At 37.5% G+C, this 13,336-nt stretch carries 13 protein-coding genes and 1 pseudogene; 5 read left to right on the top strand and 9 right to left on the bottom strand.

The features are described from left to right. Window positions 1–468: pseudogene (locus CL181_RS11340) on the bottom strand (RNA-guided endonuclease TnpB family protein); the annotation flags it as partial. Then, on the bottom strand, window positions 465–644 hold the full coding sequence (locus CL181_RS20425) for a hypothetical protein (protein ID WP_176505185.1): 180 nt from the start codon (window positions 642–644) through the stop codon (window positions 465–467). The pseudogene CL181_RS11340 and the gene CL181_RS20425, both read right to left, overlap by 4 nt. A 179-nt stretch (window positions 645–823) precedes the next feature. Between CL181_RS20425 and CL181_RS11335 the strand changes: the two genes are divergently transcribed. After that, a complete protein-coding gene (locus CL181_RS11335; protein WP_255251549.1) occupies window positions 824–2,875 on the top strand; it encodes an adenosylcobalamin-dependent ribonucleoside-diphosphate reductase in 2,052 nt (683 codons plus the stop codon). A gap of 5 nt (window positions 2,876–2,880) precedes the next feature. On the opposite strand, the gene yjjX is transcribed toward CL181_RS11335, so the two are convergent. Both yjjX and CL181_RS11325 read right to left on the bottom strand, forming a co-directional pair. Continuing rightward, complete coding sequence (gene yjjX, locus CL181_RS11330; RefSeq protein ID WP_097299423.1) at window positions 2,881–3,414, bottom strand: inosine/xanthosine triphosphatase; 534 nt, start codon at window positions 3,412–3,414, stop codon at window positions 2,881–2,883. After that, on the bottom strand, window positions 3,399–3,920 hold the full coding sequence (locus CL181_RS11325; protein WP_097299422.1) for a hypothetical protein: 522 nt from the start codon (window positions 3,918–3,920) through the stop codon (window positions 3,399–3,401). The genes yjjX and CL181_RS11325 overlap by 16 nt, the downstream gene beginning before the upstream one ends. Window positions 3,921–4,072: 152 nt before the next feature. Here CL181_RS11325 and CL181_RS11320 point away from each other — a divergent pair, with 152 nt between their 5' ends. Beyond that, a complete protein-coding gene (locus CL181_RS11320; RefSeq protein WP_141398886.1) occupies window positions 4,073–4,252 on the top strand; it encodes a hypothetical protein in 180 nt (59 codons plus the stop codon). 38 nt (window positions 4,253–4,290) lie between these two features. Here CL181_RS11320 and CL181_RS11315 read toward each other — a convergent pair whose 3' ends face one another. From CL181_RS11315 to CL181_RS11300, 4 genes are all read right to left on the bottom strand, one after another. Continuing rightward, window positions 4,291–5,376, bottom strand: a complete 1,086-nt coding sequence (locus tag CL181_RS11315) for a DegT/DnrJ/EryC1/StrS aminotransferase family protein (protein WP_097299420.1) — start codon at window positions 5,374–5,376, stop codon at window positions 4,291–4,293. 6 nt (window positions 5,377–5,382) lie between these two features. Continuing rightward, window positions 5,383–6,036, bottom strand: a complete 654-nt coding sequence (locus CL181_RS11310; RefSeq protein ID WP_097299419.1) for an acyltransferase — start codon at window positions 6,034–6,036, stop codon at window positions 5,383–5,385. A 6-nt stretch (window positions 6,037–6,042) separates the two neighbouring features. Next, window positions 6,043–7,008, bottom strand: coding sequence for a glycosyltransferase 4 family protein (locus CL181_RS11305; RefSeq protein WP_097299418.1), 966 nt, complete (start codon window positions 7,006–7,008; stop codon window positions 6,043–6,045). A gap of 83 nt (window positions 7,009–7,091) precedes the next feature. Further along, complete coding sequence (locus CL181_RS11300) at window positions 7,092–7,568, bottom strand: PEF-CTERM sorting domain-containing protein (RefSeq protein WP_141398885.1); 477 nt, start codon at window positions 7,566–7,568, stop codon at window positions 7,092–7,094. 289 nt (window positions 7,569–7,857) lie between these two features. Between CL181_RS11300 and CL181_RS11295 the strand changes: the two genes are divergently transcribed. Next, complete coding sequence (locus CL181_RS11295) at window positions 7,858–8,376, top strand: VanZ family protein (RefSeq protein ID WP_097299416.1); 519 nt, start codon at window positions 7,858–7,860, stop codon at window positions 8,374–8,376. 11 nt (window positions 8,377–8,387) lie between these two features. After that, a complete protein-coding gene (locus CL181_RS11290; protein WP_097299415.1) occupies window positions 8,388–11,312 on the top strand; it encodes a DUF1616 domain-containing protein in 2,925 nt (974 codons plus the stop codon). On the opposite strand, the gene artC is transcribed toward CL181_RS11290, so the two are convergent. Then, window positions 11,305–12,141, bottom strand: coding sequence for an archaeosortase C (artC, locus tag CL181_RS11285; protein ID WP_141398883.1), 837 nt, complete (start codon window positions 12,139–12,141; stop codon window positions 11,305–11,307). The two genes, CL181_RS11290 and artC, sit on opposite strands and share 8 nt — an antisense overlap. A gap of 188 nt (window positions 12,142–12,329) precedes the next feature. Between artC and CL181_RS11280 the strand changes: the two genes are divergently transcribed. Then, window positions 12,330–13,082: a M48 family metalloprotease gene (locus tag CL181_RS11280; protein ID WP_217993159.1), complete on the top strand. Its 753-nt coding sequence runs from the start codon at window positions 12,330–12,332 to the stop codon at window positions 13,080–13,082. The last annotated feature ends 254 nt before the right edge of the window (window positions 13,083–13,336 follow it).

The raw sequence follows: 13,336 nt of genomic DNA, 5'->3' as shown, positions 1-13,336 counted from the left end.
GGCTTCAACCACAACCATAAGATAGAATATTCCATTTCTGAGAATAAGGTCAGCTTGACCCCTGATTCTGTCCAGTCTAACCTTTTGATATTCTCCCATACGGATAGGAACAGTCAGCCTTCCACTGTTGGTAAGGATAGATATGGCTTCCAGCTTTCGGAAGGACAGGATTCTTTGATCATAAACGATAGCTCCGGTAGGCTTGAATGTTGGTTTGATAGTTTTATCCCGTTTATAGGATTCACAAACCTTAGCAATAGCCCTTATGGTAAGCTGTGCAGAAAGTTTAAATTTATCCCTGACATCATAATAGACAACCTTTTGAAGTTCCCTCTTGTTTGCGGTTTTCAGTTCAAAAGCAATATCGGCAATATAATTACACGCTTCGTTAAACCTGTGCATGGTTTCAAGAATAGCACTATGCTGTTCCTTGTTTGTATCCAGTTTAACCACAAGCGTTTGTTTCATATCAAATATCCAGTATGTTTTAATACAAACCCACGATTTTCTTTTAATAGTTCTAAACATTTTTTACAGGTTACATCTACTGGAATGTCAGCAAATTGAAAACTATTTCCCGCCGATTTACATATTGGAGATTGGGTATTCTCGTTATACCAATGGGTTTTATCAATGCTGTTCATATTGATATAAATGTTCAATCTGTATATATAGTTATTTGAAGGCGGGGTAAGATTTCTCTCCTGATTATAAATCAGGGGCTTCCTCTACCCCTGCACCCCAACGATGTGAAAAGCTTAATTCATAATAAACTCATATACTCCAGTGTTAATATGATGGTAATTAATTCTTATTAAATGGGGTGATTTTTCTGCCGCAGAAGATCCGGAAAAGAGATGGGAGAATAGTAGATTTTGACAGAGCAAAGATAGCTAAAGCTATTTTTAAGGCATTTATAGCAACAAAAAGCCAGGATGGTGAAAGAACAGAAGATCTTGCAGGCCAGGTTGTGGAACTTCTTGATAAAAGAATAACCGGAATACCTGGTGTAGAAGATGTGCAGGACGCTGTCGAGGAAGTCTTAATTAAAAATGGGTATACTGGCATCGCAAAAGCATACATATTATACAGGGAAAAGCGGGCCCAGATCAGGAAAGCCAAAGAATTCTTTGGTGTGAGGGATGAACTGAAAATGAGTGTAAATGCTGTGCATGTCCTCGAGCGGCGCTACCTGTTAAAAGATGATAAAGGGGAAGTTTTGGAGACTCCTTTGCAGCTCTTTGAGCGAATTGCAAAGGCTGTGGCTCTTGACCCTGAATCTGAGGAAGAATTTCTTAACATACTTGTGAACCTTGAATTTCTTCCGAACACACCCACTCTTATGAACGCAGGCACTGATATCGGACAACTTTCTGCGTGTTTTGTGATTCCGGTAGAAGATTCACTGACAAGCATTTTTGATGCGGTAAAAAGCATGGCGCTGATCCAGCAATCAGGCGGGGGTACAGGATTTTCATTCTCGCGCATAAGACCAAAAGGAGATATTGTAAAATCCACACAAGGAGTGGCCTCAGGTCCTGTTTCATTCATGCGGGTATTTGATACCACAACTGACATAATCAAACAGGGAGGGAAAAGACGCGGCGCAAATATGGGAATACTGAGGGCGGATCATCCGGATATTATTGAATTTATCACTGCAAAAACAAAGGAGGGATTCCTTACAAATTTCAATATATCAGTAGCTGTTGATGACAAATTCATGAATGCGGTCAGGGAGGATAGCGATTATGAGTTGATCAATCCCCGAAACCGGAAAGTCGTGAAGAAAGTTAAAGCGCGTGAAATCTGGAACCTCATAATAACGATGGCATGGAGAACAGGGGATCCGGGAATTATATTCATAGATGAGATCAACAGGCACAATCCCACGCCCCACATAGGGGAGATTGAAAGTACGAACCCATGCGGTGAACTTCCTTTGCTGCCTTATGAATCCTGCAACCTGGGTTCGATAAACCTTGCTAAAATTGTGAAGAATGGTTCTATAGATTGGGAAAAGCTGGAAAAAACCGTAAATATCGGGGTCAGGTTCCTTGATAACATAATTGACATCAATAAATATCCCCTTCCCCAGATCGAGGAAATTACAAAGGCGAACAGGAAAATCGGCCTTGGGGTAATGGGTTTTGCCGATATGCTGGTTCAACTGGGGATTTCTTATGATTCAGAAGAAGCATTGAAAACCGCAGAAGAAGTGATGGGTTTCATCCAGGAAAAATCACATATATCATCTGAAAGGTTAGCGCAAGTTCGAGGCGCGTTTCCAAATTTCCCTGGCAGTATATATAAAAAACCAATACGCAACTCTACAGTAACAACAGTCGCGCCCACAGGTACAATAAGCATTATAGGTGGATGTTCAAGCGGTATCGAGCCTCTATTTGCTGTTTCTTTTGTCAGGAATGTACTTGAGGGCACAAAACTCATTGAAGTGAATCCTTATTTTGAATCCGTAGCGAAAGAAAGGGGATTTTATAGCGAAGAATTGATGATGAAAATCGCAAAGACTGGCACACTTGCAGGAATAAAAGAGATACCTGATGATGTAAAACGGGTTTTTGTGACCGCTTTTGATATAGCCCCCCGGTGGCATGTGAAAATGCAGGCTGCATTCCAGAAATATAGTGATAATGCGGTCTCAAAAACCATAAATTTCCCGAATGATGTGGATATCAAGGAAGTTGAGACGGCGTTCATGCTCGCTTATGAATTAAAATGCAAGGGGATCACCGTATACAGGTATGGAAGTAAATCCAGGCAGGTTTTGTACCTGGGAGATTCTATGGATAAATATGTGTCTGTGGATTCTGAATATTCAGGAGGTTGCGCAGCACAGGTCTGTCCGGTGTGATTCAATCAATAGGAACAGGGTGAATAGAGACTTTTATTATCGATCTGTACCTTTGCCATTTCTACAGCATGTCTTGTATACTCTGTCCTGCTTATTTTCCCATGTGTCAGCCATCCGATAATACCTTCTTCGTACCCGATATCCGGTTTGTCGGTTAAAGGAATAAATGCCTCTGAGATGGTTATTCCTTCATCCACGACGCGCTTTGTGCATTCTGCAGGATATTCAAAAGCAGGTCCAAGACCAAGATATATCCGCGTGCCGTCAAAGATGGCACAGCAGCAAAAATTCATATAACCGCTACTGGTTTCAGGCACATGAGATATACCGTCCTCGATCCCTACCGAATATTCACAATCCCTGAAAACCGATCTTGCCCTCGTAATTGCGCCTTTGATAATCTCATCAAGGCTCGCGGGCTGCTCGCTGACCCCGGACTTGCATGCCACGCCTGTTACCTGGTAAGAATTGAAGACCTCATTAACTGCTTTTATTTTATTCTTGTTCAAAGACGCAACAATAATTACTTTTCCAGGCATAACTTTCCTTTTTTCTTGAAATATGGCCACCCGGTCTTACAAAGATGAACTCTTCCGATCGGGTCATCTTTTACCCAATCCATAAGGTAGAAGAACTGCGCTTTATATTCGTCCACTGTTTCCTCAACAATGGGGGGCGGATCTGGAACACCAAGCCCCCGAAGATATTCAATAAACATCTCTTCCCCTTTTTGCTGGGCAATACCGTCAATTTTCCGGACAGTGAATTTATAGTCCTCATTTTTTAACCATTGTGCTGTTTTATCATGAATACAGCCTGAGCATATCTCAATTTCCTCATCCTTGCTGACATTCAATTTTTTGATGCCTTCTTCAACAATATTTTTTGCTTCTGTAAGATATGCTTTCTTCTTGAACATTTCCAGGTTGAAACATTCTATCGGGATAATATCGTAATAGATCTCAGACGTCTCTTTCCTGACAACAATGATCCCTACACCTCCTATGGGTGTTCCCCATCCCTGGTCATCGATCTGGACCGTCATAACCCATTGATAGGTTTTTAAATATATGATTGTATCTGTGATCTATAGAGTTCATATCAGTATGGATCTTCAAAACGTCTATGATGATAATAATTTTAATGAGTAAAGTTTAAATAACTTTGAGGTAATATTCTGTGATGGTGATACTCATTATGCAAAAGGAGAAACATAACGTACATCCAAATATCGACTGGGACGCACTTGATAAAGGCTGGGCCGACCAATATGAAGATGATTATGGGTGTCGTTTTTCAAACATGCATTTTAATAACATCAAAACATATATTCACACCTCACATCAATTTGAGGAAGGGGCGATAGGTTCAGTTTAGCATAACAATATTTTTTCAATTGTAAAAAATTAATAATCTTAACTTAATAATTCTCGTAACGTTTGTGAAATAGTATCCAGGTCAGTCCTGGTTATGGATGGATGAACAGGCAAAGAAATGACCTCTTCGGATGCTTTTTCCGAGACCGGAAGAGAATCGCTGTATCCCAGGTCTTTATAAAACGGTTGTTTATGAATGGGCAACGGGTAATATATTCCTGTTCCAATCCCTCTTTTGTTCAATAACGATATAATTTCATCCCTTGTAATGCCATTTCTTATTCTTACGGTATATTGGTGAAATACATGTTTGCAGCGCCTATCAACATAGGGCAGGCTTATTCCTTTTATATTATTCAATGATTTTGATAAATATTGTGCATTCCTTATCCTCGAATCATTGAATTCATCAACTTTCTTTAATTGGACTAAACCAATAGCTGCTGCAATATCTGTCATGCGAAGATTATATCCTAACATTTCATGGTAATATCGCTGTCTTGAACCGTGCGACCGTATCATTTTCGCTTTTTCTGCTACGGTTTTATCATTCGTTGTAATTATCCCGCCTTCACCCGTGGTCATATTCTTTGTGGGGTAAAAGCTAAAAGTGCCTGTTCCAAATGAACCTGATTTTTTCCCTTCAAAGGTTGCGCCGTGTGCCTGGCAGGCATCCTCTATGATTATGAGATCATTATCCTGTGCAATTTCCATTATGCTTTTCATATCTGCTGATTGCCCGTACAGATGAACCGGAATAATGGCTTTTGTTCCGGGAGTTATTTTCTCTATGATCCTCTCAGGGTCAATATTAAAAGTGTCTTCTTTTATATCTGCAAAAACAGGTTTTGCGCCTGTAAATAAAACTGAATTTGATGTAGCTGCGAAAGTAAAAGGTGGGGTTATGACTTCGTCTCCATTCCCGATTCCATGGGCCAGCAGTGCAGCATGCAGTGCAGCAGTCCCGGAATTCACTGCGACAGCATAGGAAGTCCCGACATAATCAGCAAAATTTGATTCAAAATCCTTGACCTTCTGGCCTTCTGCAATTACTCCTGATCTCATTACCTCAACAACGGCATTTATTTCGTCTTCACCGATTATGGGCTTTGCTATGGGGATCATATACACCTAAATATTATTTAAGACTTTTAATTCTTCTGGTAGTTCTTTAAATCTGGCTGGAAAACCTATCGCCAATTTCCATGGGGGCACATCCTTTGTGACAAGCGCGCCTGCTGCAACCATTGCGCCTGTGCCTACTTCAATGCCTGGTAAAATTGTGGAATTTGCGCCAAGGGAAGCGCCTTTTCGAAGTATCGGCCCTTTCAGGCCGGATTTAGTCCTTATCGGATATTTATCATTTGAAAGCACAGCGCAGGGCCCAATGAAAACATGATCCTCAATAATAACATTCAGGGGAATATACACGTTTCCCTGGATACTGACATTATTTCCAATAATTGTGCATCCATCAAGAATAGTATTTGTACCAATGAGCACATCGTTACCGATCCGTGTCTCTTCGCGTACCATGACATTGTGCCCTGTCCGGAAGTTATTACCGATATCAACATCAGAATAAATTGTCGAATTTGACCTTATCACAGCATGATCTCCGATATGAGAGCCTTTGAAGTCCATGTCCTTTATATCTGACCCTGAAGATGCGGCAATTTTCAGGATATTCGCTGTAGGATGTCCAATTATAACACCATCGCCAATTATCGCGTTCTTTCCTATGGAACTTTTTCCGTATATTTTAACATTTTCAGATCTTATCATAGATTACTATCCGGGGATTATAATCCCAATAATGCTAAAAATCGCTGTGACTGCATACATTGCGTAAGTAGCCTGCTTTTCGTTCACCTTTTTATAGTATGGTAGTACCCATTTTAGTGTCAGGTTATTCGGCACTTCAAGTGTGCCATCTTCTCTGACCTTCCCGAATTTGACCTGAGGATACTTCCTGGCACGCCAGTAAACATACATCAGAAAATTAATTGTATGAGGCAAGAGCATGATAAAACCGCTGATAATAAAACCTTGCATGACTATCAGAACACCAATTGCAGATCCGACTGTGAGTGAGCCCACATTTCCCCAGAATATCCGCGATGGGTACCGTTCAAACAGAAAGAACCCGAATGTTGCACCTGTCAGGGCGATTATTGAAAAAATTGAAACGATATTATCAAATTGTCCATTTATAATGGATTTTATTATCAGGGAAACAAGAATGATGACTGAAAGGCCGGATGACATACCATTGAACCCTGAGTGCATATTCACAAGGTTTGCTGTCACAAGGACAAAAGTTGGGACTATCAGCTGGCTATAGAAAATCCCGAGTTCCACATTTCCAATAAATGGGACTACAATAAGGGAATGAGTCACATAATGCATCAAAGGATATGAACAATAATACATAAGAACAAGTTTGGCGGGTCTTCCAATATCGATCATATCATCGAGGATACCAAACAGGCCAAATAGAAGTATTACATTTAATAATACATAATTTACAGCATCAAAATTATAGAAAATTGAGTTGATGGACATCGAGAAAAGGACAGCCAGCATTATGGCAATTCCACCGCCTGTCGGAACCATCCGGTTGCCTTTCTTGTAGTAATCCTTTACAACCAGTCCTCTTTTAGTTAGTTTCCGTATGAGATAAGGTGTGGTAGCTAATATGATGAAGAAAGGAAACAGGAATACCAGACTTATTTCAAGAATTTGATAGAAATTCATACGATCCAGAGTTTAATAGAGTAAGAATTATTTAGTCTTTGTGTGAAATGAAATATTTATATGATGTATAAATTGGAAGTAAATTATTCTTCTTTATCCTTCCTGTGCTGGAATAAAAATACAAGGCCGATAATTGCTGCTACAGGCAGGGCTACAGCAGGGAACTCGGGGGTAGGTGTTATCTGGACTCTTATTACTGAATCTGCATCATAAGGATCTGGATTATCAACCCAAAAAACCTTATATTTCAATAGATAATCATCATTTGATTCTAATTTATTATTATAAGTTACAATAAAAGTTGCCGGACTCGCCCAGCCCGACGGATTTGAATTTTGTATCTCTGATCCGCTATGTGTAATACCATCAGGATCCTGGATTGAGATTGTAAATTTATCTGTCGGATTAAATCCAACCCCATCGATTGTAAATTTTAAAATAGCAGGTCCATCAGAAGTTACGTTTACTGTCTGGCTTTTACCTTCATTTACATTTAATGAAATCGGATTGGGATTTGCATCTATGCCAGCAGCCAGTGCAATCCCTGTCATCGTTATCATCGCCCCGATTAACACTGTAATCGTTATAAATTTATTCACCATGTTATTTTAATCACTCTTATATACACATTTATCTACATTCCAACTCATAAGCCACCATAGCCGTTGAGTAAATTAGTTATTAATACTATTCTATTCAATATATATGTATCTCTTTTAATAGATTAAATAAATCATCGTTATGCTAATAATAATCATTTACTCTGAATATTTTACTCGTTCAATAACATATCATGCTTCTATCCAATACCAAGATTAATTAATAATAAAATTAAATGGAATGGCGATAATGAAAAAAAACTCTCTTAAAAATGCGAGTATTCAATTTAAAGTTTTTCTGATACTGTCTGTTCTGTATGCAGTGTTAATTTTTTACTTTTCTTCCATATCAAGTTCCGATGCAGAATCGATTTCGGGTTTTTTAGATATTGAGTTTATAAGAAACATATTTCGTTATCTTTCAAGCTCTGATTTTAATTTTCTGCTCTCTCCATTTTATATATTCTATAAGCAGCCGGATAAGCTGGTGCATTTAATTCTTTATGCAGGATTTGGAATTTTGTTATGTTATACTTTAAAGAACTCTCCAAACTCAACATTACATAAACATGCCCTGTTGTTTGCGATAATTATTGGAACGGTATATGGTGCAAGTGACGAATTCCACCAATCATTCGTCCCTGGCAGAACAGCAAGTTTATGGGATTTAGCTGCAGATAGCACAGGAGTGATCATGGCGCAAGCAGTAATCTTTATAAAAGATAAATTCTGTATAAGAAACAGGATTTTTTCTATATCAACTAAATAAGGTACATTTAAATGAAAAAGATCAGGATAATTGAATACCTTAAAAATCGATTAATCAATAATCTGGATTTAATTTTTATCCCGATACTTGTTATTTTAGCGATAATCTTCATCCTGATACCCCCTTTTAACCAGGGATTCCTGAGAATTATCTTTGCATTGCCCTTGCTACTCTTCCTGCCCGGATACATGCTTATTGCAATAATATTCCCGAAGCGCGGGGAATTGAGTTCCATTGAAAGATTTACATTTAGCATCGGCTTTAGCATAGCAATAACTGTTTTTGACGGATTTGGCCTTAATTATACCCGATGGGGTTTTAAGTCCGATTCGATAACAATAAGTTTATCATTAATTATTGGGATGTTCTTCTTATTAACACTTATCCAGAGATGGAGATATGGGAAAGAAAGTTATGGTTTTACTCTTTCAGACATAAGATCTTTTTATTATATCCTTAAAAATAAAGAGCCTGAAACCGGGCCGGATCATGCCCTTGAAAAAATGCTAATCAAAACAATGATTATATCCATACTTATTGTAAGTGCAATGGTGATCTATACAAAAGTAAATACAGAACCTGAAAAATTTACATCTCTTTATATCCTTGGCGCAGATGGAAAAGCCGAGAACTATCTGACTGAAGTCAGCATTGGTGAACCTTATACAATATTGGTCGGAGTAGAAAATTATGAGTATGCGCCTGTATATTATATGCTCAGGGTGAATTTCGGAGGAAAAATCCTGAAAGAATATCCTATTATTCTCGATCATAACAATAGATGGTTAAACAATGTAACAGTTATACCTGAATTGGCGTCTTCTATCGCGAGTGGAAATAAAACAAAATTAGAAATTGATCTTTTTAAAGATAATAAATCTTACAGATCAGTCCATCTTATGGTTAACACCAATCTGGATTCAGTTAAATTTTCAGAACTGCCCAACATCATAAACGGTGATATGGAATCAGATGAAGGCTGGTTGTTTTTTGGAAGCAGTCCTGATATTAAAGGTAGCTATATATATGAAACTATCTCATCCAGGGTTTATGAAATGAACTATAGTTCAAGAAATCCGGATTCCTCTGGAATTATTTATCAGAATTTAACGACCCGGGGGGATGTCCTGGCAACGCTTTCCTTTGATGTTATAGATTCGGAGTATTCAAATACATCATCCTTTGCTTTAAAGCAGGCGTTACTTGACGGACAGGTCATATGGGAAACAAGGGTCGGGGATAATAATAACACCTGGGCGCATATCGGAGTCCCGGTGCTGTTGTCGGGGAAGAATACTCTTGCATTTCGGGTTTATAGCAATTCAACTGATGATCTCACAAGAACTGTCTTGTGGGATAATATAAAATTAAAACTTTTTAAAAGCGGATTGCCTCAATTAGGAGATACTCTGGAAAAAAAGGGTCTGGCAGTTAAATTATATAATTTTTCGAGAACTGAAAACTTATCTTCATTAAATTTTATAATTGAAAACACTGGAAAAATAGAGAAAAATGTGAGTTTAAAACCAGCTCCTGTTATAATCGATGATCTTGACAATCAATATGAGATGTTAGGAATCGGACTGATTGATAGGGTAAAACTATCACCAGTTTACCCCGGAGTCTTAAAGAAAGGTACGATAAGTTTCAGGCCGATCAATAATAGTGCAAAAGATCTCAGGATAATTCTATATCTAAATGGGGAGAAGTACGAATTCAACTATCATGTCGAACCGAAAATATTAGGCGAAGATGGGAATACACCTGATAATATAAATGCAACAATGGGAGATATAATTACTAAAAATGGATTTGAGGTCATGTTAAATGGCTTTCAAAACACACCGGAGGTGACCTCCCAGGTCAGTATTTCTGTCAAGAACATAGAAAGTGAAGAGAAACCATTTAAATTAAATCCATCTGCAATACTAATCGATGATCTTGGCAACCAATATGGGATGGTTATAATCCAGAGAAGCGGCCAGATAAAACAGACCACTGTTTATCCCGGGGCTATAAGGAGAGGTATTATATTTTTCAAGCCAATAAATCCTGATGCAAAAGATCTCAAGTTGATTCTATATTTAAACGGGAATAAATATGAATTCAAATTCAAAGCACAAGCGAAAATATTAGAAGAAAAGGGTTTTTCCAACAGTATTTCAGAAGAAATAAATGCTGGTTTGGGAGATACGATCACTCAAGATGGATTTGCTTTAATGTTAAAGGGATTTCAAAATACTCCTGGTTGGTATTCCCGGATTGATATTGCTGTCAAAAATATGGAAAATGAAAGAAAGCAATTTTATCCAACTCCAATAATCATTGATGATCTGGGCAACCAATACGAGGGCATTGGTATCCAGAGGAGCACCCAGATAAAATTATCTCCTATATATCCCGGAGTTGTAAGGAGAGGTTCGATTTTTTTCGAGGAAATAAATCCTGATGCAAAATATCTCAAGGTTATCCTGTATTTGAACGGGAAGATATACAAATTTGGCTTAAAGGCCGAATCAAAAATATTAGATGATAAGGACCTTAATGGCAACATATCAGCCTATCTTCCAATTAATGCTACTATGGGCGAAGCACTTACTCAGGGTGGATTAGAGATAAAACTAAAAAGCTTTCAAAATACTCCTGGTTGGAATTCCCAGGTTGTTATTGCAGTAAAGAATTTTGAAACTGAAGATAAACAATTCAAATATAATTCATCTCCTGTCCTCATTGATGATCTTGGAAATCAATATGAAATGACTAATATCAAAAGGAGCAATCAGATAGAACAAACTACTATAGCTCCATCTGCCCGAATAGAAGGTGCCATATTTTTTGAGCCAGTAAAGGAAGAAGCAAAATATATCCTATTTATTTTGCCCATTTCTTCTGACAAATATATATTTGGTTTTGAACCAAAGAATATTCTCATTTAATCCGGTTCAAAGCCATCATCATACCAAAACTAATTATTATAAAAATAAACCACCCAATGTATACATGGACAAACATCATTTTTTCAATGCCATAATAATAGCCAACAATATATAATATGGAAACCCTTATCAAATTGGAAAAATAGGCAATAACAATTGCTGCAAACATCAATAAATAGATATTTTTATTTTCGGTGATATTTTCCATCTTAACATATCCCACAATAATGCCTAAAAGCAGCATCATTGAATAGAGGCCGGAGCAGGGTCCGCCTATTACAACGGTAGCATCTTCAAAACCATTGAAATGAACGGTCTCAATCCCGACAATATGCAGGTCCATATTCGTTAAAGAGGTTGCAATAAAAAGAGAGGGGAGCAGCACAAAATAATGGTCAAAATCATGAATGAAATTATTTTTTAGAGATGGTAATATTATATAAAATAAAAGAAATAATAGAATAAATGTTCCAGACATGTATATCCCGAATTCGCCTATGCGCCTGTACTTGCCTGTACCATAAGCGATAAAAGATATGCCCATAAAAAGAGCCATGGTGTCAAGAGTACCGAGCTGGTTCATGGCCTTTAAATTATATAGAATATCGGCAAATAATATGAATATTCCAAGCACAATGTAAAATTTTGAGCTTTTTGTTATGTATGCACCTTGAAGCTTAAACCGTGTTGTAAGTCCTAAAGTAATAAGGAACATTAGAATTCCTATGGGGATAGAGCCTTCACCAAATTGAATTGTTGCGCCGGTGAAAAAAGCCATTACAAGCAGGACTATCAGGATATTATGTTTTTGCGTACTAATAATCTTCACCAGTGATCATATTATATAAGGATAAGCTATATATAATCTAGGGATTAATTTGACTGTAAAAAAGTTAATATCTGTAAAACTATGCTAATACCAAAAGATTTTACAGGTGTGGACTAATAGTATACATTCTCATGAACACTTACAAGAGAATTTCATTGTTTATATTTCTCATAATTTTTCCATTGATATTGGGAATAATTTATGATAAGGCCAGGGTACTGATCGGACTTTTTATTTTATCGGTTATTATAGTCTGGTTTATAATAATCAATGCAAATAAATTCGTTTTGCTTCTTTATAAGGCGCGACCAGCTCTTTCAGGAGACTTGCCTGAAATCCAGGAAAAGATCAGGACACTTTCAGCAAGATATGGTGTGACTGTGCCATCCATTTATATAACTGAGGTAGAGCTTCCGGGCAGTTTTATTATTGGCAGGGATATGCACAGGACCATTATTGTCGTTCCAAAAAGGTTATCGACCCTGTTAAAAAGTGACGAAGTTGAAGCAGTGCTTGCACATAATATTGTGCAGATAGATAATAATATTCGAAAGAGGACCATTGTTGCCCTGATAACTGCCATCATGACCATGCCTTCCCTGGCAATTCGCTGGGGGGCGGCATTTACAGGATTTGGGGATTATAATGACCCTGCACCGAAGCTATTTGGATTATTTATAATGGGACTAACTGCGCCTCCTGCCGCAGCCCTTATTCAATCTTTATCAAAAGAAGATTATGACACAAAGGCCATAACCCTGTCGAAGAATTCTGATGCACTTATTTGTGCGATCAAGCGTCTTGAGTCTAATAATGTCACAGGTTATTCGTCTCTGGGCTTCCTTTGTCTTATTGATCCGCAAAAGGAAACATTTTTCGAATATCTATTTAATGTTCATTCTTCCCAGAAAATACGGGCACAGAAATTGAGGAGAAAATAATATGATTGAATTACATTTTGGTCTTAAATTTAGAATGAAGACCTGGAAGAAAGCACTGGCATTCAGTTTTCTTTTTTATTTGATTATATTGTTCATATTTAGTATTATATTAACTTTTACATTAACAGATTTTAACTATAAAGTAATATTTATGTTCTTTGCATCCTACATGACTTTGTTGATATTGGGCTTTCTTCAGATGTTTAGAATATTCAAAGCCAGATTCGTTTAAAAAGATTCGAAAAATAATCATC

This window comes from Candidatus Methanoperedens sp. BLZ2 (assembly GCF_002487355.1).
Classification (GTDB): domain Archaea; phylum Halobacteriota; class Methanosarcinia; order Methanosarcinales; family Methanoperedenaceae; genus Methanoperedens.
The sequence above is the reverse complement of the archived record's forward strand: the minus strand, read 5'-3'. Positions and strand labels throughout refer to the sequence as shown.